Here is a 22,434-nt window from a genome sequence, read left to right on the forward strand (position 1 = left end):
ATTTGGCGTGGGGCGAACTGGGTGGTGAGTCGTGTATGGGAGTCATTTCCTTTTTTTCTGTCGAGTGTTTGATGACTTTTTTCGAGGAGCCTGTTTTCGTGTGGTCCCTTTGCCAGGCTTCTTGGTTGTCGGTGGAAGGACCACATTGGGATCGGCCCAGAGCGCGATTCCCCCAAGAAGACCTGCTGTATTTGGGACGATTGTGGCATGAGATGGCAGTGGGATGGTGACCTTTTTTGCATTGCCCCCGCCTATATAGAGATGGTCGAAATTAATCACTCGATCTAATATCTCAATGGCTTTGGCCAGACGGAGATTCCATCGCTTTTTCCCCACATTGTTGAGTGCAGGGGCACCCAATTGTACTTCGTAGGTCTCTTGTTTTCGAAAGGGGTGGTGAGCAATTTCCATATTAGGCACGAGGTGCCCATTAATGAATAGCGCGGTGCCAAATCCGGTTCCCAGGGTAATGACCATTTCAACCCCTTGGCCTTTGATCGCGCCATAACCCTGCACATCCGCATCATTTGCTGCCCGAACCGGCCTTTTGAGCTGTTGTTCCAGTTCGCCAACGAGATAGGTTCCGGGCCAGGATACATCCAGGTTTGGCGCTGTTTTCACCCACCCCTGATGAATTACGCCGGGAAAGCCGACTGATACGCGATCAAATTGCCCGAGTGTTTGGGCAATTTCCACAATAAGCGGGACAATGGCCTGTGGTGTTGCGGGTTTCGGTGTGACCATTCGTACCCGTTCAGAAAGAGGTTGACCGGACTGATCGAGCAGGAGGCCTTTGATTCCGGATCCGCCAATATCAATGGCGAGGGTGATGGGTGAGTGGGGGCCCTTTGAATTTTCTTGTTTGGGAGTCATGGGAGTATCTCCTCGAAGTTTAAAAAGAAGTTGAAATGGTCCCCATCTAGCCTCGTCGACCGTTATACACTACTCCGCCATTCTGAACATATTGTTGTAAGACTGCGGAGGCATGAGTTCGCCCGATATCCATGGTGACCGCAATTCCCCTCTGTTCAAGTTCCATCATCCAATTCGCAGGTTTGGGGCCTTCATCAAATCCAACCGCTTCAGCGTCGCTTCCTCTGGCGCCACAGACGATGTGTCGAACACCGGACCAGGAAATCGCGCCCAAGCACATACTGCAGGGCTCGCAACTGGTAACCAGCTCATGGCTGGGAAGCCCGATTGCCCCTAAATTATGGGAACGAACGATTTGCTGTGCCATCATCATCGCGACGATTTCAGCATGGGCAATTGAACTTTTCGACGAAAGAACAAGATTCACCCCTGGCGCGACCAATTCTTGAGTATCCATGCGGAAAACTCCTGCCCCAAATGGTCCCCCTGTTCCATATTGAATGTTGAGTTGTGCCAGCTTAACGACCAATTTCATACGAGCATCCGGAGTCGGGTATGTCTCCGGTTGTTGTCCAAGATAATCGGTGATCCAGCCTGGTAACTCAAGGCAATATGGTTGAAACCGTGTAGAAGGGATGCTCATATCAGGGAGTCAGGGGTTTGAGTGGCAGAAGGTGTGAAGAACGGTTATGGGATTGTGGTGCCGGTCTGAAAAACAACCCGAGGGGCTTGTCCCGTGAAAGGGAGCCCCTCGGATTATGTGGTATACACCACAAACAGTGAACCTCATGTCTAGCATGGCCCATCAGTAGGCTAATGACGCGTTTCTCGTTTATGGTTTGGCCGAATCTTCCAGTTATGAAGGTTGAAGATCCCTCTTGTGACTCACTTCCAAGCTCGGTAGGGTGCCCACTGGCAAATGCCTTTTGGCATGCTTGTGTTGGAGCAGGGATGTGATCCGGCAAAAACGAGAAGGCCCGTCAGGAGACTGAGGCGGGTTTTGCCTCCGATGGGCCAAAATAATCCGGTGGAGTAAGGTCGTCCATCTGAGACCCCCTTTCCTCTTTACGGTTTGAAAGGAGATGCACGCTCATTCTCTCCTTCCATTCATAATCGGCTTTTATGAGCGCAGAAGTAATGCTACGCTCGTCAGAAAAATCTGTCAATAGGGTCTAGCCCGTTATCAATCCATGGGAAAGAGACGATGAATCATTTTAGAAACCAGGTGATTCTCATCACCGGGGCGTCTTCGGGGATTGGAAAAGCGCTCGCTTGTGCGTTGGCGCCACAGGCTCCCAAGCTGGTCCTTGTTGCGAGAGATCGGTCACGCTTGCAGGAGGTCGCACTCGCCTGTGAAAATTTGGGAGCGTCTGCACTGGTCATTCCGACGGACGTGACGGATCCCCATGCCTGTTCCGCGATGATTCAACAGGTGGTGACTCATTATTCCCGGATTGATGTGTTGGTGAATAATGCTGGCATGTCCATGTGGTCGACGGTGGAGGATGCTCACGACGTGGAACTGTATCAACGCGTGATGGCGGTGAATTTTTTCGGCAGCGTGTACTGTACCAAATCTGCGTTGCCGTTTTTAAAGGCCACGCAAGGCAGGATTGTTGCAATCTCCAGCGTTGCAAGTTTTACGGGATTGCCTGCTCATTCAGCCTATTGTGCCAGTAAGCATGCGATGAACGGATTTTTTGAGTCGCTTCGTATTGAGTTGGCAGGAACCGGAGTCACCGTAACCATTGTGGCCCCCGATTTCGTGCAATCCGAAATTCATGAACGAAGTATCGGGCCTCACGGTCAACCCTTCGGGCGAATACTTGATGGCCATTCCAGATTTTTACCCGCCGAGAAATGTGCGGACATGATCATCAAGGGCATGACCCTGAGGAAACGACTGGTGTTTACATCCTGGAGAGGACAATGGGGCCGATGGATGAAATTAATGAGCCCGCAGATGATTGATTGGATAGCCCGAAAAGGCATGGCCGATGCTGATCGGCCGTAACGGGAGATTCCTTTGCCGCTCTAGGGCATGGCATAAGACACTCGTTCAATCTGGTGGCCTTTTTCTTTCAGCAGTGCGAGTAATCCATCTTTTCCCGCAAGGTGAGCCGCACCCACAATGATCAAGACGTTTTTCTCCTCTTGTAAGAACGATTCTATTTGGGGAATCCAGTTCTGGTTTCGTTGGACGAGAAGTTTTTTGTAGAACAGCGGGTAGGTTTTGAATGACTCCACCAATTGTTCCAACCCGTCGAGATTTCCCTGGTGCCAGTCTTTCACCATATGTAAAAACGCTTGCTCTCGTTCCCTTGACCCCGCCGCGGCGAGTGATTCCTGAAGAAGAGCATCCTGGATGTTGAACGGAAGAGTATCGAACACATTCAATTGGTCTTGAATGGTTTCCAGCCCGCCCGTGGGTTTTCCGGCATCCTTGGCCATGCGATAGAAATGATTTTCAATTCCTAATTCAGGCCGGAAATCTATGGAAGAATCAAATCGTCCGCTTAGCGTGAGATAGAGTACCCAGGGTTTGTATTGTTGGAAATCCTGGATTTTCCCTCCCAAGGCTTTAATTTTCTGTTTGACCAGCGTATAGGTTTTGGGTGAGAGCACCGTTTCCAGTGTTTTCCCTTTTGGGAGGGTGTACTGTTTTTGGTGTTGAGAAAATGAATCGGGAGAAAAAAGTATTTCCGGATCAATTTCAAAGACAACCTTTTGGGAATTGTAATAGGCATAGGAGAAGGATCTGGTGAGAGGATAATATTCTTCGGCCAATACATGGATCGAACCCAAAATATAGACGGTATTCGTGTCAGATTGCATTTTGTAAATCAGGCTGTTGTTGTACCCATCCCCGACCACCTGGCCATTGACCGTCCCAGTGCCCAAAACAAAGAGGATCAGAATGAACAGACAGCGTAGGCGTAGTTTCCCTTTCCCTTGATGGTGATGGAATGCAGCCATTTCAAATCCCCCTGTTGAAGGTGTGATCAGGTCCTGGTTTTGGTGTGAGAGAGTTAGTGCCCCGGTGTCCGGCATCTTCTTTGGGTTCTTAAATTCGTCTGGTGTTTCTTTCCGGGTAATTCATCGGTGGTTGGAGGGAAAAGGTGAAATGCAGAGATTGAGCTGCGATATCGAGATTGATGGAATGTGCGACTGGTTCTGGTCGAATTCAACAAGAATGGGCATGTTCCTGCCAGGTTTATTTACCGATAATGATCAGGTTATCCGGATAGTGGAATGAGCTCTGCCGGATTTCCCGTCTCTCACTTCATAGGAAGGGGGGGCTCGATGTCTTGGTGAGAGGAGAAAGCTGATACGGACTCAGGACTGTGGGGAGGGAGAGGATTCTTGTTGGATAACCTGAAAGTCTTTTTGGGTGATGAATTGACCATCGGCATACAGACGAAATTCATACCGACCCGGCCCAGGAAACATGAGGTAGGGAATGTTCACCCCAAAATCCTGGGTCATTAAGCGGTTGGATATGTCAATGGGGGGGAGGGAACCTTTGCCGACAATCTGGTCCTGATCAAGGTACACCAGTTGGATTTCAAATGCGTACCTGCCTTCTGCATCGGTGAGCGAAAAATACACGCCGACTTGTGGGTGCTGGCAGGGGAACGTTTTGGCCCAGAGATGCGTAAATGCACCAATGAGACTCTTTTTCCCTGTCATACTATCGATGATAATGGTGTCACATACTAAAAATGCGTGAATGATCGGTTTGATAAACCCCGCCATATTCTTTGTCCTCTCTATCTTTTCACATGATTATTCGAAGACTCTTCTATGTTGATTATCCAATGCCGGGGTTTTTCTGTTAGCTAAGAAACAGTCGGGTCAGCCCCACTCCCACCAAATATAGTACGATCGCCAAACCATATGCCGTCCAAAAGCCTAAATTGGGGACAAACGCAATCATCGTTCCCACATAGACAAACCATGGGGGAGAAAGCCAAATCATGTGTTTGGCAAACGACACGGTCGGAGCCGGACCGGCATTGACGAAGATCAGGATGAAAGTTACTCCGCTGATGACCGGCAGAGTGCTGGCCAAGGCCGCCAGGAACCCTCTCCCATGACTTCCCAGATATGTGGAGACACTCACTAACGTTCCGCCCAGGACAAAATACAACCCATATCTAACCCATTCCGGCATCGTCCCTCCTCGCGTCATGTGTAATTATTGTTCATGGAAGGCCTCCATGGCCTCCTGGTGAAGTTTGTCTCCCTGCCCGGTATACCTGGGAGAAAAATGAAAGACGACCAATTGTTGTACCCCGGCTTTTCGTCCGAGGATTCCTGCCTGGCGGGCCGTAAGGTGGTAGCGATTGGCAGCCTTGTCCCGGTCGGCTTCTAAAAATGGTGCCTCGCAAAATAAGGTCGTTGCCCCTTGGGATAACTGAATAATCCGTTGCTCATTGTCGGCATCATAACGGCAATCCACGACATAGGCGATCTTTTGTCCCTTGGTGATCGTCACGAATTCCCGTTTCATGATGCCCACATCAAAAACGCGCTCTTCTTTCCGGTGTTCAAAATACAACGTGGCGGAAAAGGTGTGCGAATCCGGTGCGCCATCTACTATTAATTGTTTGGCGTCCTTGAGCCAGGAGCCCACCGGAAGACCAGCCTCATGGAGTCGGGCTTTTTTAATATTGATGTGAAACGGTTCTTCCAGGGAAAAAGCCAGTGACGGGATCCGATGGTTGAGCGCGACGGCTTTCACAAGAAGAGCCGGTTCTTGAAGAACCGGAAAAATGTGGGAATGATCGCCTGGGATTGAGTTCTCCTGTTCACAGACAAAGGCGTCCTTCGCATGAAAATGCGCGGATTGGATATGGGTGGGGTGATATTCTCTGGCTTCGATGGTGAGTGGATATCCATCAACCAGATTCCAGGTATAACCACGAAGTTTGCCCTGAATATTTTCAATAAGACCTGGTGGCCCATGCAATCGAAGGTGTTTGCCACGACCCAGGGCCACACGAATAAGCCGATCAAACCCGATAAAGTGATCCATGTGCGTGTGAGAGATGAAAATATCCTGCGCCCGAAGGAGCTGGGTGGGGCTCAACGACACATTCTCCCCTAGATCAAAGAGCAGGGCACGCCGGCTCCAACGTATATCAACATAGAGGCCGGGGTCTCCAAAGGGATGATTCACCAGATGAGGCGAAAACGAGGGTGTCATGTCAATATTCCCCGTAAGATGAGATAGAGAAGAATCACTTCCACAGCATGAGCCGTTATGACCATATAGAGATTGTGCCATCGCATCCATAGCCATCCCCACACCAGGCCATCCCATATGGCAATCCAATGTAATTCACGGAATGTCGACACCATAAAGGGATCAAATGAAAACGTCAGAGCCGATATGGATAAGGGGAGGAAAGTCTGTAGGCGAATATTGGTGGTCGACGGGTGATCGAGTTGACGCACATCTTGAAACCATATCAGTAATCGGCCCAGGAGAAATCCGCGGAAATTCAATTCCACCCCCATGGCAATCAGGATGATGAACCACGGCAACATGATCCAGAACGGAACCTGGGCATGAGGGGTCTGGGAAAGAAAATTGATGTCCACCCCCAAAGCAGGCATGACGGTCAAGATAACCCCGGTATTCAGTATTCCCAGCGTGATCCCAATCACAGTCCCTCGGAGAATCCCTGCCTGTATGTTGTTGAATTTTAGCCCAAGTTTGTGGAGTTGATCCCCATTTTTATATGCCCAGGTGCTTAAGGCGCCATAGGCCATCAATTGTGGAGCAAACTGGGCGGCAGTGTGGAGTTGCCAGTGTGCCGGTAAGAGGTAAAACCCGATTGTGGCGAAAACCGGGAGAAAGGCTAATCCTGAGGCTCGTTCTTTCTGGGATATCACAGGCGTGCAATGGTCATGGAAGGCATCAATCGTTTCTTCATAGCAATTTGTAGAAATCCAATGAACTGGATACTCTTATAGATAGCGCAAGGTTTCAACAGGGTCCAGTTTTAAGCCTTTCGTGGCGGCCCCTAATGCAACGGCCAACTTCCGGAGCATGGTGAGACGAGGGTCATATATCCCGGCCTCAATCCGTGCCAGAGTGACGTAGTAATGCACTCCGGCTTATTCCGCTTATTACACGAATTGAGAGCCTTAGGGCTTGGCATATTCACTTTTAGACCATCTCAGGGTTCTTCATAGGTTAGCGAATAGTCTAATGCAGGTTAACTGAGTTTTCTATGTAGCGGCATTACGGTTTGCTATTTGATCCCATCATCCTGTATGGCGGGATCAAATATGTCCGCTCATTCCATCCATGATTTGTCTTTTCCCAAAAAGACTCTTCATGATCTTCCTCCGGTTTTGTGGACAAGTCAAAAAGTATGGTTGGGCTTGCTTCGTTTCTGTAGGTACTCAGCCCGATTTTGTGGGATAAGGGTTACCTCTCCTCACGATTCTTAACGCCAAAAGCCAAGTGTTAAATAAGTGTGAGAAAAAGTGACAAATTGGGGTGAAGAGAGGTAAGCCGTGGAGTAGGGGAATAAAGAGATTCAGTAGTGTTTATGCAGGGGTGAGGGATAGCTTGGTAGGTCAAGCACTTCTACAATCCCCTCGAAGCGATTGGAAAACCGGTTTCATGGTCCTTTTTCAACCTACTCAGACTCAAACAGTTACAACAGCAGGTTACTCCACACTGAAGGGCAATGAAGGCTGCTTGTCTTCAGGCGGCATTCTCTAATGGGGGAGTGCAATTGTCACAAGAACCCCACCCATCACGTCTCCGGCCTTGAAATCCCTCTTGAGGCTTTGGGGGTGTCCATTGTGACAATCTGCGCAGTGCTGAGATACGGCTTTATCGGCATAGAGTGCTTGGAAGATTCGAGCCTTGCCCTCGGTTGTAACGCCTGTATAGGGACGATCGGGATTCTCAAGGATCTTCGTAAGCCCGGTCCGCTGGAACACTGTGGTTGGGCGATGCTCTTTATTTATCGCCCAACTGCTGATCAACCGGAATTGAATCAGTTTTTGCTGCTCCGCCATGAGTCGCCCCGATTCCTGCAGGAATTGGGCGGGTAATGGGAGGTCTCCATCCATTTTCCAGTTCTCCGAGGCAAAGGCAAGGCCTTTCTCCTGCATCCGATCCACAATCTCCATCTGGTAAAAGGTTCGATCCGCTTGGACTACACTATGCACGTAATCGGCCACGATTGCGGGCGATAGGCCGTTAGGCGGATCTGTCTCCTTGCTCGCGGCGGGGAACGCCCACTGACCGAGTAGGAACGTGAAGGTGGTTCCAACCACGAGGCCCAACCAAAAGCCTCTCATGTTCATGATGCGTTCTCCATTTCTTTTTCTGTTTGTGGCTTGATTCGCTCATTGGCTCCGATAGCGGTGCTCTCAAACAAATAAGTCCGAACAGTTTTTGAACTATGGTGCTCCCATTGTCGGGACCAAAACCAGCGCTTTTTTAAAATGGGTATTTCTGGAGTTATTGCTCCCTTTACTGACTTGTTCGTATTCCTGCCCCAAGCCTCCTGTCCGAGGCTCTTGCTCTGTCTGGCCGGGCTCTTTTTGTCTAAGTGACCGTGTATACCTGCGCCAACGTTCTATAGGCTGTTTAGTGTAACCTTTCGTAAGAATGAAATTCAAAATTGGCCTTGATCAGCATAAGTTTTCTGCACGCTCTGAAAGTCACTCACACTCAGATAGACTTTGTGTACAACCCCTTCCGCCAGAGTCGTTTGAAAAAGATGTTATTGAACACCCGTCCGAGGCCATCTATGCCGACTTGAATGGGTTTTCGCCATTAACAAATGCATGCGCCGACTATACCAATCCATGATGGCAGGCTTCCAAGACCACTTGGAGGTTGGTGTGGGGGGAATAGTGTATTTGAATTCCAGATATCAATTTCCTCCTCTTATGTTGTGAAGAAATTCAGTCTTATTTAGTGATCCCGAAATACATAATTTTCACTCTCAGAAAGAATGCGGGGACTCCTCACACTGATGCTCGGCTAGGCCAGTTTTTTGAGAGTGAGGTCGGTTAGAAAAGGAAGTCGGATCAGGGCTTAAGATGGCATGATCCAACCTATGCCTGTTTAATGTTCCCACGATCTGCTCAATTCTAAACCTATCAAAGCCGTGTATTTCGGTAATTCTTCAGGTGAATAGTTGGACAGAGAACGCCTTGGCTACCTGGTCAAATGAGATAGCCTTTTTTCTATGGCAATGCTGCGAGTGAATGGGATGATTAATTTTCCTCAGAAGACCTGAGCAAAGAATGCTCTATGGGAGGATCGAGGGAGGAGGGATTTTGATGCCGTGATTGGGATGGATGTGGGTTGCCATTCGGGGGTTGTGGACTTCCGGTGAGAATGCGTATCATCCTAGGCGCGATGGATTTTTTGTCTATTTAATATTCATATCATTTGAGGGTAAGGATGGTTATGAAACATGAGGAGCTGAGTCCGTCTATGAAGCCTTTTCTGCCAAATCTCTTGTCTGATCAAAGGGTGGTGGACAAACAAACGACTCCTACCGGTCGAGCGAGGGTCTTTGTGTTGGCCATGAGTTGCCTTGTGATGACGGCTTCCGTGGGATATTCCGAAGAACAACCTCATGAGCTTCCTAAGCCATTTCATAAAACGACTCCCCCTCTTTTTCAGGAATGGAAATTTGATCAATCGGCTTTAAGTGACTTACCCGAGGGCTTTACCAAGGCGGTCGGGGAACCTTCAGGAAAAGGGGAATGGTCAGTCAAAGAAGATCCCTCTGCCCCCAGTCGTCCCCATCTGGTGGAACAGCGCTTACATTGTGCTGAAGATTGGTGCTACGAGATATTGATCGCAGAAGGCGCGGTGGCCGAATATGTGGACCTCTCAGTCCAGATTAAACTTAATTTGGGAACTCCGTCAGGAAAAGCTGGATTGGCCTATGGGGTCCAAGATAATAAGAACTTCTACGCCGCGGTTGTTGAACCTAGCACTAACGAGGTTGTGGTTTATGTAGTCAAGAATGGAGCACCAACAGAATTAGGCAGGGAGTCCCTGATTCCTCGATCTGCTGAATGGCACTTTCTCCGAATTCAACGGAATACGATTATCAGCAAGGAGATTACCGAAATCTCTTTTGATAACCATTTGGTGCTGAGCGTGGCTGATCAATCATTCAAAAAGGGTCAGCTGGGAATAGTGGCAATTGGGGATGGGAGTTTTTCGTTTGATAATCTTCGGGCGATGGAACTCCAGTCGAATCGCCCGCTTTCCAGGCCATCAGCCTATTGAGCGGCACCCTATTAGCGGATATCAGGCTCGAGTCGGCTTAAGACAAGGGTCAACAAGTCTTCAGGAGTGGAGGCTTCAAGGAGTAACTCCCTGTTTGCCTGAATGAGAAACCCTTCTTGGACTTGATGGTCAAAAAATCTCAAGAGACCATCAAAGAAACCAAAGCAATTCAGCAGTCCACAGGGTTTGTGGTGAAGTTGTAACTGTGCCCAGGTCACCATTTCGCAACATTCTTCCAATGTTCCAAATCCACCGGGTAACGTGATGAATCCGGCTGACAGATCTGCCATAAGGGTTTTTCGTTCATGCATGGTGTTCACGATATGCGTAGCTGTGAGCTCCTGATGTAGGAGCTCCTTCTCCGCCAGATGCTTGGGAATGACTCCAATGACAGTTCCACCATTCTGTAGGACGGTGGATGCCAGTACGCCCATTAGTCCGATATTCCCCCCGCCGTAGACCAATCCCATTCCCTGTTGGACAAGCGCATGCCCCAACCGCTGAGCCATGTTGGTAAATCCTGGTTGGTGGCCGAGGCTGGAGCCGCAGAAGACGCAAATATATCGCATGGGAATGGGTAATTATGTTCCGATATTCGTAATAAGTCTGGTGGTTAGGAGAAAAAGAGACGGATCATGCGGAGTCAGGAGAAGCCGAGGATTCTCCAAAGTAACAGAGTTTTTTCATTCGTTTGATAGGGGGAGAGTGGTCAATGAGTAGGGATTGATTCGAGAGCCATTTAAGTGGATGCCCCAATGGAGATGAGGGCCCGTGGCTCTTCCGCTTGATCCGACTTTGCCTAACGCTTCCCCTTTTTGAATTGTTTGCCCGGAGGTGACGTCAATCTCTGAGAGGTGGAAGTACATGGAAAACAAGCCTACTCCATGATCCAAGACCACACCCTTTCCGGAGAAAAAGTGATCGACTGTTTTCACGACGATTCCTTTGTTAATGGCTTGGACCGGAGTGCCTTTTGGTGCCGCGATATCTTCTCCTGAATGAGGTCTTCGGGACTGACCATTAATGATTCGACGACTGCCAAACACTCCGGTGACTTTCCCATTCACAGGCTCAAGAAAAGGCCCATCCCATAAAGGACGTGCTCCAATATGGTGAAAGGTCTCTGTCAATTCTTTCTTTTCTTTTTGGACGCGCTTTAATGTTTTAGCGTCAAGATCCACTGTATTTTTCGGCAGGGTCAGGTGTTGGACGGTATAGTCTTCTTTGATGATGAGGACGGAGTAGCTAAGATGGTCTGTTCCGGTGTCGGAATGGACCGTGATACTTAATTCCTGTATCCCCGGTGGATCTTCCATGTCGATTCCCACAATGCCCGCAAAGTTGCCATCGCCATGGGGGAAGAAGGGAATCTTCCGTTTGAGAAATAGACCATTCACTTTGGCCTTAGATTGAGATATTGGAACGTTGATCCAGAGGACTTGGCCCTGCTTTCCGCTGACATGTCCATTGGCACCCGGTCGGCTCCGTTCCGCACTCGGAACGATCTGAATAGGGAAAATGCTGGCGAGCAGCAGACAAACGATAAACAGGATTTTCCATGAGACCGAAGGAATGGGTGGGGGCGACGTGTTCATCAGGGGTAAAGCCGATTATGAGGGACTTGGCTGAGTAATTCTTCTACACGCCGATTAAAAGGACAAAAGGGATCCATGCATAGAATAGTTTCTTCCCAGTACCCGTTCAGTTTGAGATAAGTCCAATCCACAGTATAAGACCGATTTTTAGCACGGGCAAATCTGATGAAGTCTCCTCGCACTTTTGCGCGTGTGGTTTGAGGAGGAATCGTTTTTGCTTGTTCAATCGCGTCCTCATCGATCATTTTTCGAATATGATTACGTTCAGCTAAAAGATGAAACAGGCTTCGTTGTCGGTTAATGTCATGATATTGCAAATCCATCATGCCTAATCGGGGGTCGTCCCATCCACAAGACTTTTTGGCCATGTAATTTTCGAGAAGCCATTGTTTGGTGATCCAGTCGATTTCGCGGACGAGTGACATGGGGGACGTATTCAACGCCTTCAACACTCGACCCCATTCATAATGCACCTCTGTCATGATTTTATTGGGAGGTTGCAAGGCTAAATATTCACCTGCCCGTTCCCAGAAGGTCTGTTGAATCTCCAATGCGGTCAGGCTGCTCCCATCCTCAAGCTTGACTGTTTTTTTTAGAGTGGGATCCCGAGAGATATCTCGAATCGCTTTAACAGGTTCTTCTAACTCTATATGAGGAATGGTGAAACCGTCTTCGATCATGGAGAGGACGATCATGGCTGTCCCCACTTTTAAGTAAGTGGAAAACTCAGACATATTGGAATCGCCGAGGATGATATGCAGTCGACGGTATTTTTCGGCATCAGCATGAGGCTCGTCGCGGGTGTTGATAATGCTTCGGGAAGACGTCGTGGAGGAAGACGTTTTTTCATGGATATGTTGCGCGCGTTGGGAGATGAAGTATTGAGACTTCCCTGAGACTTTCAAGATTTTTCCGGCCCCAGAAAAAATTTGACGAGTGACGAAAAAGGGGATGAGTTGTTCGCTGACTTTCCAGAAATCCACATCCCGGCGCATGAGGAAATTTTCATGGCACCCATAGGTGTTGCCGAGGGAATCCGTATTGTTTTTAAAGATAAAGATCTCACCGGATAGTCCCTCTTCGCGCAAGCGCTCTTCGGCAATGGGCAGACAACTTTCCAGGATCCGCTCACCGGCTTTATCGTGGATGATCAGATCAAGCAGATCGTCGCATTCGGGAGTGGAGTATTCCGGATGGCAGCCGGTGTCCTGGTAAAACCTCGCTCCATTCGTCAGGAAGGCATTGGAAGGCCAGCTATTGGGGATGAGTCCTTCAAAAATGTACCCGAGGATTTTTTCAATAGGAAGGTAGACCCGACCATTCGGGGAAAATGTCAGACCATATTCACTCTCAAGGCCAACAATGCGTTTCATCATACCCGGCCCGTCCCTCTCCGCAGACACTCTAAGGACAGATAGTGCCCTGTCCTCCACCTCCTTCTCGTTTAAAGGACCTACCCGCCAATCAATAGAAATCCTCCTCGAGTCCTTCGGTCTTGCTGAATAGGCCTTCTCAAGAGATTCGATCTTTCACTTTCCGTGTTTTGGAAATGAATCATGGTTGAAAACATGGGAATGACTACACTGATTCCCATACTCAGAATACACCCAGATCCATCAATGATCAACTGAATGAGGGGAGCAAAACAGGAGATGTTACGACAGAATTTGAGAGGCCTCGATGATCGGGACCCGGCGAAATCTTCTACCTATTCTGGTTCGGTCCAGGAGAGCGACTTCCAAGCCTTCTAAATTTGCTCGAGAATCAGCCCCCTGTTCAAAGGCCTGTTGGCAGAGCGTTAAGGCTTCTTTTAGGGACGGGCAGGTTTCCGGAATTTCCTTCCTGAGGAGGGTCAAGATTGTTTCGGACCGTCCCCCAATGGCGGTGAATCTTCGTTCATCCACAATACTCCCATCAAAGGAGATGCGGTATAACTCATTGCGCTCGGGTGTCTCGCCGACCTGGGCCAGGAGGAGTTCCACTTCGTACGGTTTCATTTCCTGGCTAAAGAGGGTGCCGAGAATTTGTGAATAGCCATTTGCCAGGGATCGTGCCGTCACATCTTCGCGACTGTACATCATGCCTTTGACGTCGGCATGTTGAATGCCGGCTTTCCGGAGATTCTCAAATTCGCTGTATCTCCCCGCCCCTGAAAATGCGATGCTGTCATAGATCTCAGAAATTTTAAACAGAGAAGCACTGGGGTTATCGGCGACAAACAGCACTCCATCCGAATATTCCATGGCTATGATGGATCGACCTTTGGCAATACCTTTCTTGGCATACTCCGCCCGGTCCTGCATCATTTGTTCTGGTGAAACGTAATAGGGCAGGGCCACTGTTTAAGTCTCCTGTTTTTGGTTCACTATTGCTTCGCACAATGCCGCTAATTGGGTGTCTTCCACATCTCGAACTCCCTGAGAGTCAACTAATTTTACGGTCGGGAAAATTCGTCGGACCAAATCAGGTCCCCCGGTTCCGACATCCTCATCTGCGGCATTGATTAAGGCACGAAGGGCCACTTTGACCGCGTCGTCTTCTGGTAAGTTTTTCCGAAAATATTCCTTTAAAGTGGATCGGGCATCTTTTCCGCCTGAGCCGACTGCGTGAAAATCCGTGTCTTCGTAGCGTCCTCCGGTAATGTCATATTTGAAGAGCCGCCCAACCTCTCGTTTGTGGTCATAGCCGACAAATAGGGGAATGACCACGAGTCCATGCAAGACCATAGGGAAATTTGCCTTAACCATATGCCCAAGCCTGTTGGCTTTCCCTTCGCAGGTTAAGGGCTGTCCGTCAAGTTTCTCGTAATGTTCCAGCTCGATTCGGAACAGCTTGGCCATTTCCACGCAGGGCCCTGCAGCCCCTGCAATAGCCATGGCGGAATAGCCATCGGTTTGAAAGACCTTTTCCATGCGATTCGCGGCGATTTGATATCCTTCCGTTGCGCGACGGTCTCCGGCGATGAGGACGCCGTTATCATAGGTGAAGGCGAGAACCGTGGTGCCGTGGGGCCAGGGAAACTGATTGGAGGACATCAAGGATGGGTCTGTTTGGCCTTGTTGGGAGAGTGAGGTTTTCCATCGCTCCATGGGGAGCAATTCGGGTCGTTGTGAGGTGAGATATTGGTAAAAACTGGAACACGGATCGGCTGAAAAGTTTGGAAAGGGGATGTCTTTAAAATTCATGTGACCTCAATGGTACCTTGCCGAATGGGTTCTCTGTTCATTTAGGACTTCCCGAGTCGGGATATTAACTGATCCACCGAGGTAATGTCCCTAAACAATTCTTGCGTGAGCTGTTGAGTGCCTCGATAAGGATCCATCAATGGAATACGCTTAATAGCGGAATTTCCCGAGTGAAGGAGGACGGACGTCCAACTCATGCCGTATACCTGTTTTGGAAGGTGTTTTAAGCATTGACCTCGAAAAAAAGCCCGAGTGAAAGCCGGTGCAGTCTGACGAGCCCGTTCGACTTCCTGATCAAGAGTTAGACGTTCTATTTGGCCTGTTCGCTCCAAGGTGTAGTACAGCCCTTTGGTTGGTCGCACGTCGTGATACTGTAAATCCATCATGGCCACTCTGGGATCTTTCCAGGAGCATTGTTTGCGATCCATGTAGGATTGAATTAATGCGTGTTTGGCGACCCAATCGACTTCGCGCCGAAGCTCAAAGGGATCACGCTCCAAGGTAGCCAGGGTGGATTCCCAGCGTACAAGCACCTCTTTGGTGATAGGGGAGACCTCTCTGGTTCGATAAAAGTCATGGGCTGATTGCAGAAAGGCCCGCTGAATAGCGATGGCGGTGGTGTGTTGCCCATTGTGTAAAGGAAGCGACGTTTTCACGGTCAGATCTCGTGATACCGCCTTGATGGCCTTGACGGGATCGGTCAATTCAATATGAGGAAGGGCTCCTTCTTGTTCCAGCATTTCCATGATAATGGCGGTGGTGCCGATTTTTAAGAAGGTGGATACCTCGGACATATTGGCATCACCCACGATGACGTGAAGACGTCGGTAGTCGCCTTGATGGGCATGAGGTTCATCACGTGTATTTATAATAGGACGGTGAACCATCGTGTTGAGATCAAGCAGGCATTCAAAAAAATCTGCCCGTTGTGAAATTTGATAGGAAACAGGATCTGCTCCGTTTTCTGCTCCGACTTTTCCTGCTCCACAAAAGATGGGGCGGGAAACAAAGAAGGGGAGTAGCACGTTGGCTATCTGCTCGAACGGGATCCGGCGGGATAAAATATAATTTTCGTGGTATCCGAAACTGTTGCCTTTCCCGTCTGAGTTGTTGCGGTAGACCAGAAAGTTTTCTTCCCCGCTACTGTGGTTCAGGCGGGCCAGACATTCAGCCACAATGTGGTCCCCGGCACGTTCATAGGCCACCACCTCACGGGGATTGCTGCATTCGGGGGTGGAATATTCCGGATGAGCGCCATCGACGTAGAGACGACCGGCATTCGGCAAGACTTTATTGAGTTGACGATTATAGGTCGCGCTTGGTCTTTCGGGTTCGCCTTCGACCGGAAAGCCTCGAGCATCCAGGAAGGGATTTTCGTTCTCGTAATCCCAGAGAGCGGCGGGAGTTGGGAGATGGGGACAGTGACTGATTAACCGAAGGGAATTCGCTACGGGATCAGGGTGGCCTGTGGAGCGAGAAATAATTCCGAATTCAGTTTCCGTTCCAAGAATTCGCAGCAAGGAGGCCTCATGGAGAGCAGCTAAAAATGGTTAAAAATAATGCCCAACGCTGATGGTTTCAATTTCTCGAGGCTCTGAATCCTCGTCGGTGGTTAAGGTGCGCACATGAACAATTTTTTCGCCTTTTTTGCCTGCTATTTTTGCCCAGTCATCGGGGTGAGTGGTATTTGGTAAATCTTCCTGTTCTTTGAATTCTTCCCGAATGCCCCGCAGAAAGTCCTCGGGTTTCAGGCCTTTGGCTTCGCCGGAAATTGCCCGTTTGATGGCCAGTTTTTTTGCACGGGAGACCACACTTTCGATCAACGCGCCACTGGAAAAATCTTTGAAGTACACCGTTTCCTTTTCCCCATTGGCATAGGTGACTTCCAGAAATTGATTTTCTTCCGTCAAGGCATACATGGCCTCCACGGTGGTTTCAATAAGATGATTGATAAACGTCGATCGATCTGAGCCATGTTGGGTCAATTCAGCTTCCGCAAGGGGCAAGTCTGAGGTCAGATATTTCCCGAGAATATCTTTTGCACTCTGCTTGTCAGGTCTGGGAATCTTAATTTTGATATCCAGACGCCCCGGTCTCAAAACCGCCGGATCAATGAGATCTTGCCGGTTACTGGCACCGATGACGATGACGTCTCGAAGGCTTTCTACTCCATCAATTTCGGATAAGAATTGGGGAACGATAGTTGATTCCATATCCGAGGAAATACCTGTCCCTCTTGTTCGGAATAACGCATCCATTTCATCAAAGAAGACAATGACCGGATTGCCGTGTGACGCCTTCTCCTTCGCTTTCGCAAACACTTCTCGAATTTGACGTTCGGATTCACCGACATATTTGTTCAATAACTCGGGTCCCTTGATGTGGAGGAAGTAACTGCGAACGTCCTTGCCTTTGAGGTGACCGAGTTTTTTCGCGATGGAGTTTGCGACAGCTTTGGCAATCAAGGTTTTCCCGCATCCAGGCGGTCCATATAGCAAAAGACCTTTTGGAGGGGATAAGCGGTGTTCAGCAAAGAGCTCTGGATACAGGAAGGGCAATTCCACGGCGTCCTTCACCTGCTCCAGTTCTTTGGTTAACCCACCGATCTGGTCATACTGAATATCCGGAACTTCCTCAATGACGAGTTCCTCCATTTCACCTTTGGGAAGTTTTTCGATGAGGTATCCGGATCGTGGTTCAAAGAGGAGATGGTCGCCGACACTCAAAGTCTGGTGTTTCAGCGAATCCGAGATTTCAACCACTCGCTCGTCGTCCAGGCGAAGGCTAACCACTGCGCGTCCATCGTCCAGGAGGTGTTTGAGATGGGCGATTTCGCCTTGCGGATCATACCCTCGCGATTCAATCACGTTCAGGCCTTCGTTCAAAATAACTTCTTGGCCTTTTTTAAGGGAATCTGCCGGGATAGATGGATGAAGGTTGACCCGTAGCTTTCTACCGCCAAGTGAGACAGTCACGGTCCCGTCTGCGTTCGTGTTGTAGAAGATGGCAAAAGTTGATGGAGGCGCCGTGAGTTTGTCGACTTCCTTTCGAAGCGCTTCGATTTGTGCTTTGGCTTCCTGTAACGTAGAAACTAACTGCTCGTTTTTCTGCTGAGAAAGGTGCAGCTTTTGACGAGATTCATGCAGTTGCCGCATTTCGAGTTCCATGGACTCAATCTCGGTTCGTAACTTTTCAATTTCACGGATATGATCGTCTGATTTTCGGATTCCCATTGTCGGATCCTATCTGGTTCGAGGTTTCAAAGAAACCGGAAGACACATATTGCTGAGAAGAACCCCTGCCTTGTTTGAATGCCGGGGAAAGAGGATGTCCGCACCATCCTTCACTGTGAAGATCTTACCACCCAAAAATTTTTAGGGTCAACCGAATACGGGCATTATGACTGCCTGAAATAATTTGACAATTCAGGATAATCGTGCAAGCAGTTCCCCTGTGATGTCTGGAATTGAAGGCGATTGAAGAATGGAAGAAATGACGGCGACTCCGTAAGCCCCGGATGATAAGACGTCAGGAACTCTGATCGGGGTGATACCTCCAATGGCATAGATGGGCACGTGGATAGTTCGGCTCGTTTTCTGAAGAATCTGGATTCCTAAAGGTGGTCCATATGCTCGCTTTGAAGGCGTATCAAAAATGGGACCAAGCACGATGAAGTCGGCCCCTTCCGCTTCCGCCACTCGGGCTTCTTCAACGGAATGCGTCGAGACGCCGATGAGGTGTCCGGTTCCTAACAGGCGACGAGCAACGGAAACCGGAAGACTATTTGTCCGAAGATGTACGCCGTCGGCTCCAATGGCAAGGACCAGGTCGATACGATCATTCAATAAGATGATTCCATGTTGGTGTTTGATAAGAGGGAAGAGCTGTTGACAAAGGGAAGTCAGATCTCGAGTCTTCAGGTCTTTTTCGCGGACTTGCACCATCCGGACCCCGGCGTCTACCGCTTCGGTTAGCACGGAGGAGAGGGGACGATTGAGAGTTTGATGCCGATCGGTCAGAAGATAAAGTTTGGGAAGAATGCGCGAGGACATTCCTAATAATGGGTTACAGCATTCCCTCGATAGGGCTGCTGGCCGTCGCGTATAACTTCCTGGGAATTCTTCCAGCCCTGTAAGCTAATCGCCCGGCGTCGACGGCGTACCGCATGGCCGTGGCCATCATCAACGGATCTTTGGCTCCGGCAATAGCCGTGTTCATTAATACGGCATCGGCTCCGTATTCCATGGCCAGGGCTGCGTCAGAAGCGGTTCCAACTCCAGCGTCAACGATGACCGGTACATTGACTGTTTCCATGATGATTTTGAGATTATACGGATTGCGAATACCGAGACCTGAACCGATCGGTGCGGCGAGTGGCATCACGGCAGGACATCCAATATCGGCTAACTTTTTGGCGACAATGGGGTCGTCATTGGTATACGGTAATACCACAAAGCCTTCGGCGATCAAAATTTTTGCGGCTTCAATGAGCCCGGCCGTATCAGGAAATAGCGTACGTTCATCTCCAATCACCTCTAATTTCACCAAATCTGAAACGCCTGCAGCACGGGCCAGTCGTGAATAACGAACGGCATCCTCAACGGTATAACACCCTGCCGTGTTGGGTAAAATGGTATATTTTTTCGGATCAAGGTAATCTAGTAAATTTTCTGATTTATGATCGGTGATGTTGACCCGGCGAACCGCAACCGTCACTACATCAGCTCCGGAAGCTTCAATGGCTTTTCGGGTTTCCTCAAAGTTTTGATATTTTCCGGTTCCGACCCAGAGCCGAGAGCGGAATGTTCGACCAGCAATGATTAACGGATCCTGATTCATCTCTTCCCCTTCAATCGCCTCATGTGGGGCAGCCGCCTCCAATAAAGCTTAAAATTTCAACCTTGTCTCCATCGTGAAGATTCCAGGTGAGAAAATCTCCACGGTCTAATATTTTTAGGTTGATTTCTACTGCGACTTGTTCGGAACGGAGGTCAAGCGTTGAGAGAAGTTGTGCGACCGTCAACGGTTCCTCGGCCTCGCGTTGTTCTCCATTCACGACTATGTTCATGCGTATAGGTAAGAACGCAATGTCCAGTGTATTCCGGCCATGCAGGGATTCATCCTACGGGACTTGAGAAATTCTTGTCAATGAAATGAACGAGAGTGAAGAAGGTAGGAAGTGGTTCGTGTGAGTCAATGAAGGCTTATCTATGTGAACTGGTTTTATCGATCACATCTGACATAAAATGAGACCGATATTCATTGGATAGATTAATGAAGAGATAGCGTGGTTTGACTGAGTCGATCGTCTATGGAGAAAAACATCAACCAGGACCTCATGGCTTTGTTCTTGTCGATGGCAGGTCTGTTGGCGTCGAGAGGTGAAAATCCCTACAAGGTCAAAGCCTATCGCCGGGCTGCTGATTCGCTGAAGAGCCTCCAAGAGGATGTGACGGAGGTGGCGAATCGTGGCGAACTCCAAACCATTCCTGGTATTGGCAAGGAATTATCAATAAAAATCCAGGAGTTTCTCTCCACCGGGCGTATACGTGCGTATGAAGAATTAAAAACTCCTCTTCCTGATTCAGCCCTGGATTGGGTCAATCTTCCGGGATTTTCTGAACCGATTGTCCATGATCTGGTTTTTCGATTGGGCATCACAAGCTGGGAAGATCTGGAAGCCTTGGCTCAATCGCATTTACTGCAAACCCTGCCAGGTCTAGGGACTCGTGGTGAGGAAATCTTGACGGCGATTCGAAAGAAACGAGCTCTCTGTCAGGAGTCCTGACCCGGGAAGTAAGAAGGGGAAGCTTCTCCCATGGTTCCCCACGCACGCAATTCGGCTTGCCAAGGAACATGAAATGGATATGGAAGCATATCAAACTTTCACCTCAGAAGGATGGTTAGGTAATGGCAATTTCTGCATTTGTTTTGATTGACACGACAGGGAACCACACCAAGAGTGCGTATAAAACACTTACACGCATTCAAGGTGTGAAATCCGTCTATCCGGTGACCGGTCCGTTTGATTTAATTGCCCATGTGGAAGCCGAAACGTTGGAGGAGTTGAACGACCTCATCATGGTTCGTCTTCGAGGTATTGATGGTGTCATTAAAACAAATACGGCAATTGTCCTCGACTTCTAATTTCTTCAACATCTTTTGACGGCCGCATTATGCGGCCGGTTTTAACTGTTTGAAAACTTTCCATGATTTCAGCATCTCCACAGCCTTCAGTAACTGAAGGTCATCTGGAGGAATGGGCTGAGCCTGGTCCTTGTCCTGTGGGGCCGAGGGGGCTTGAGGTTTGGTCGGAGAGGGTGCAGGGGAATCCGTGGTGCTCTCGTCTTTTTTCCCTTCGGAGGACTCTTGTTTCGCCACCTGAGCGGGTTTCGGATCAATCACAATGTCGGGTTGTACCCCGATAGAATGAATCGACTTGCCATTTGGCGTAAAGTATTTTGCCGTGGTAAGCCGAAGGCCGGATCCATCGGAGAGCGGGAGAATGGTTTGCACGGAACCCTTCCCAAAAGTTGTGGTGCCAATCACGACGGCTTTTCCCCAATCCTGCATGGCTGCCGCCACAATTTCTGATGCGCTGGCAGAACCGTGGTTGACCAACACAATCATGGGATATTGATAATTCTTACTACTTGCCCGTGCACGGTATTCATCCTTCTTGCCATTGCGTCCTTGTATTGAGACGACGAGGCGGCCGGATTCCAGGAATTGTTCGGAGACCCCCACCGCAGCGGTCAATAGCCCACCGGGATTATTTCGGAGATCGAGAATCAAGCCCTGAATGTTTTTGGCAACGAGTTTTTCCAATTCCGTGGAGAGATCCTCGACGGTGGCTTCTTGAAATTGGCTCAATCGGACATATCCAAGGTTGCCTTCCAACAGCTTGGAGCGAATGCTTTGAATTTTAATGATGTCGCGTTTGAGGTTAAAGATCAGTGGTTTTTCCAGTCCCTCACGTTCAATGGTTAATTCCACTGATGTGCCTCGTGCGCCTCGCATATGTTGAACGGCTTCCATGAGTGTGAGATCTTTTGTCGGCTTGTCATCAACTTTGATGATGGTGTCGCCGGGTTGGATGCCGGCTTCAAAGGCCGGCGTATCTTCAATGGGGGAGATCACGGTCAGGCGATTGTTTTTTACACCGATTTGGATGCCAAGTCCTCCAAACTCTCCTTTGGTTTCAACCTGCATCTCTTTGAACATATCCGGAGTCATAAAAGATGAATGTGGATCCAGTCCGGCCAGCATGCCTCGGAGGGCACCCTGGACAAGGTCTTTGGTTTGAGTTTCTTCCACATAATGCTTTTTGACTTGCGAAAGCACTTCAGCGAAGACTTGTAATTCCTCGTAGGGTTCGCTGGCATATCCCGCCCGGTCTCCTCCTTTTCCGATGACAATCCCCACCAAAAGGATGGCGGTTAAGGTTAAACCAGAAATCACTACCGTCGACAATCGTTCATGTGACATGAGA

General features: G+C 49.1%; 23 protein-coding genes. 4 read left to right on the forward strand and 19 right to left on the reverse strand.

The annotated features are described in order from the left end of the window. Positions 1–42: 42 nt before the first annotated feature. Both PJI16_13405 and PJI16_13410 read right to left on the reverse strand, forming a co-directional pair. Positions 43–873 carry an ROK family protein gene (locus tag PJI16_13405; GenBank protein MDT3778557.1) on the reverse strand — a complete coding sequence of 277 codons (831 nt, stop codon included), beginning with the start codon at positions 871–873 and terminating at the stop codon, positions 43–45. Positions 874–919: 46 nt separating this feature from the next. After that, a complete protein-coding gene (locus PJI16_13410; protein MDT3778558.1) occupies positions 920–1,408 on the reverse strand; it encodes a nucleoside deaminase in 489 nt (162 codons plus the stop codon). Between the two features lie 669 nt (positions 1,409–2,077). Here PJI16_13410 and PJI16_13415 point away from each other — a divergent pair. Continuing rightward, the gene (locus PJI16_13415; protein MDT3778559.1) at positions 2,078–2,887 is read left to right on the forward strand and encodes an SDR family oxidoreductase; all 810 of its coding nucleotides are present in this window, start codon (positions 2,078–2,080) and stop codon (positions 2,885–2,887) included. 20 nt (positions 2,888–2,907) lie between these two features. Here PJI16_13415 and PJI16_13420 read toward each other — a convergent pair whose 3' ends face one another. The 6 genes from PJI16_13420 to PJI16_13445 all read right to left on the reverse strand — a co-directional run bounded on the left by PJI16_13420 (position 2,908) and on the right by PJI16_13445 (position 8,208). Continuing rightward, complete coding sequence (locus PJI16_13420; protein MDT3778560.1) at positions 2,908–3,849, reverse strand: TraB/GumN family protein; 942 nt, start codon at positions 3,847–3,849, stop codon at positions 2,908–2,910. Positions 3,850–4,209: 360 nt separating this feature from the next. Next, complete coding sequence (locus tag PJI16_13425) at positions 4,210–4,629, reverse strand: hypothetical protein (protein ID MDT3778561.1); 420 nt, start codon at positions 4,627–4,629, stop codon at positions 4,210–4,212. Positions 4,630–4,708: 79 nt separating this feature from the next. After that, on the reverse strand, positions 4,709–5,047 hold the full coding sequence (locus PJI16_13430; protein ID MDT3778562.1) for a DUF3147 domain-containing protein: 339 nt from the start codon (positions 5,045–5,047) through the stop codon (positions 4,709–4,711). Between the two features lie 24 nt (positions 5,048–5,071). Continuing rightward, positions 5,072–6,082 carry a ribonuclease Z gene (locus PJI16_13435; protein MDT3778563.1) on the reverse strand — a complete coding sequence of 337 codons (1,011 nt, stop codon included), beginning with the start codon at positions 6,080–6,082 and terminating at the stop codon, positions 5,072–5,074. Beyond that, a complete protein-coding gene (locus tag PJI16_13440) occupies positions 6,079–6,774 on the reverse strand; it encodes a hypothetical protein (protein ID MDT3778564.1) in 696 nt (231 codons plus the stop codon). The genes PJI16_13435 and PJI16_13440 overlap by 4 nt, the downstream gene beginning before the upstream one ends. Positions 6,775–7,611: 837 nt before the next feature. Further along, complete coding sequence (locus PJI16_13445; GenBank protein MDT3778565.1) at positions 7,612–8,208, reverse strand: DUF3365 domain-containing protein; 597 nt, start codon at positions 8,206–8,208, stop codon at positions 7,612–7,614. 1,144 nt (positions 8,209–9,352) lie between these two features. On the opposite strand from PJI16_13445, the gene PJI16_13450 reads away from it, so the two are divergent. Next, a complete protein-coding gene (locus tag PJI16_13450) occupies positions 9,353–10,162 on the forward strand; it encodes a hypothetical protein (GenBank protein MDT3778566.1) in 810 nt (269 codons plus the stop codon). Between the two features lie 11 nt (positions 10,163–10,173). On the opposite strand, the gene PJI16_13455 is transcribed toward PJI16_13450, so the two are convergent. From PJI16_13455 to thiS, 10 genes are all read right to left on the reverse strand, one after another. Then, entirely contained in the window at positions 10,174–10,731 is a 558-nt protein-coding gene (locus PJI16_13455) for a TIGR00730 family Rossman fold protein (protein MDT3778567.1), read from the reverse strand. Between the two features lie 114 nt (positions 10,732–10,845). Continuing rightward, entirely contained in the window at positions 10,846–11,757 is a 912-nt protein-coding gene (locus PJI16_13460; GenBank protein ID MDT3778568.1) for a M23 family metallopeptidase, read from the reverse strand. Further along, positions 11,757–13,133, reverse strand: a complete 1,377-nt coding sequence (pafA, locus tag PJI16_13465) for a Pup--protein ligase (protein ID MDT3778569.1) — start codon at positions 13,131–13,133, stop codon at positions 11,757–11,759. The genes PJI16_13460 and pafA overlap by 1 nt, the downstream gene beginning before the upstream one ends. A 279-nt stretch (positions 13,134–13,412) precedes the next feature. Beyond that, a complete protein-coding gene (prcA, locus tag PJI16_13470; protein ID MDT3778570.1) occupies positions 13,413–14,096 on the reverse strand; it encodes a proteasome subunit alpha in 684 nt (227 codons plus the stop codon). A gap of 3 nt (positions 14,097–14,099) precedes the next feature. Continuing rightward, positions 14,100–14,942, reverse strand: coding sequence for a proteasome subunit beta (prcB, locus tag PJI16_13475; GenBank protein ID MDT3778571.1), 843 nt, complete (start codon positions 14,940–14,942; stop codon positions 14,100–14,102). A 41-nt stretch (positions 14,943–14,983) separates the two neighbouring features. Further along, positions 14,984–16,462, reverse strand: a complete 1,479-nt coding sequence (dop, locus tag PJI16_13480) for a depupylase/deamidase Dop (GenBank protein ID MDT3778572.1) — start codon at positions 16,460–16,462, stop codon at positions 14,984–14,986. A 30-nt stretch (positions 16,463–16,492) separates the two neighbouring features. Continuing rightward, positions 16,493–18,175, reverse strand: a complete 1,683-nt coding sequence (gene arc / locus PJI16_13485) for a proteasome ATPase (protein ID MDT3778573.1) — start codon at positions 18,173–18,175, stop codon at positions 16,493–16,495. A 192-nt stretch (positions 18,176–18,367) separates the two neighbouring features. After that, the gene (thiE, locus tag PJI16_13490) at positions 18,368–18,994 is read right to left on the reverse strand and encodes a thiamine phosphate synthase (GenBank protein ID MDT3778574.1); all 627 of its coding nucleotides are present in this window, start codon (positions 18,992–18,994) and stop codon (positions 18,368–18,370) included. A 13-nt stretch (positions 18,995–19,007) separates the two neighbouring features. After that, positions 19,008–19,781, reverse strand: a complete 774-nt coding sequence (locus tag PJI16_13495; protein ID MDT3778575.1) for a thiazole synthase — start codon at positions 19,779–19,781, stop codon at positions 19,008–19,010. Between the two features lie 19 nt (positions 19,782–19,800). Beyond that, entirely contained in the window at positions 19,801–19,998 is a 198-nt protein-coding gene (gene thiS / locus PJI16_13500) for a sulfur carrier protein ThiS (GenBank protein MDT3778576.1), read from the reverse strand. Positions 19,999–20,253: 255 nt separating this feature from the next. On the opposite strand from thiS, the gene PJI16_13505 reads away from it, so the two are divergent. Both PJI16_13505 and PJI16_13510 read left to right on the forward strand, forming a co-directional pair. Then, positions 20,254–20,730, forward strand: a complete 477-nt coding sequence (locus PJI16_13505; protein ID MDT3778577.1) for a histidinol-phosphatase — start codon at positions 20,254–20,256, stop codon at positions 20,728–20,730. 122 nt (positions 20,731–20,852) lie between these two features. After that, positions 20,853–21,089, forward strand: coding sequence for an Lrp/AsnC ligand binding domain-containing protein (locus tag PJI16_13510; GenBank protein MDT3778578.1), 237 nt, complete (start codon positions 20,853–20,855; stop codon positions 21,087–21,089). Positions 21,090–21,116: 27 nt separating this feature from the next. Here PJI16_13510 and PJI16_13515 read toward each other — a convergent pair whose 3' ends face one another. After that, the gene (locus PJI16_13515; protein ID MDT3778579.1) at positions 21,117–22,430 is read right to left on the reverse strand and encodes a S41 family peptidase; all 1,314 of its coding nucleotides are present in this window, start codon (positions 22,428–22,430) and stop codon (positions 21,117–21,119) included. Positions 22,431–22,434: the final 4 nt, after the last annotated feature.

Source organism: Nitrospira sp. MA-1 (genome assembly GCA_032139905.1).
GTDB lineage: Bacteria > Nitrospirota > Nitrospiria > Nitrospirales > UBA8639 > Nitrospira_E.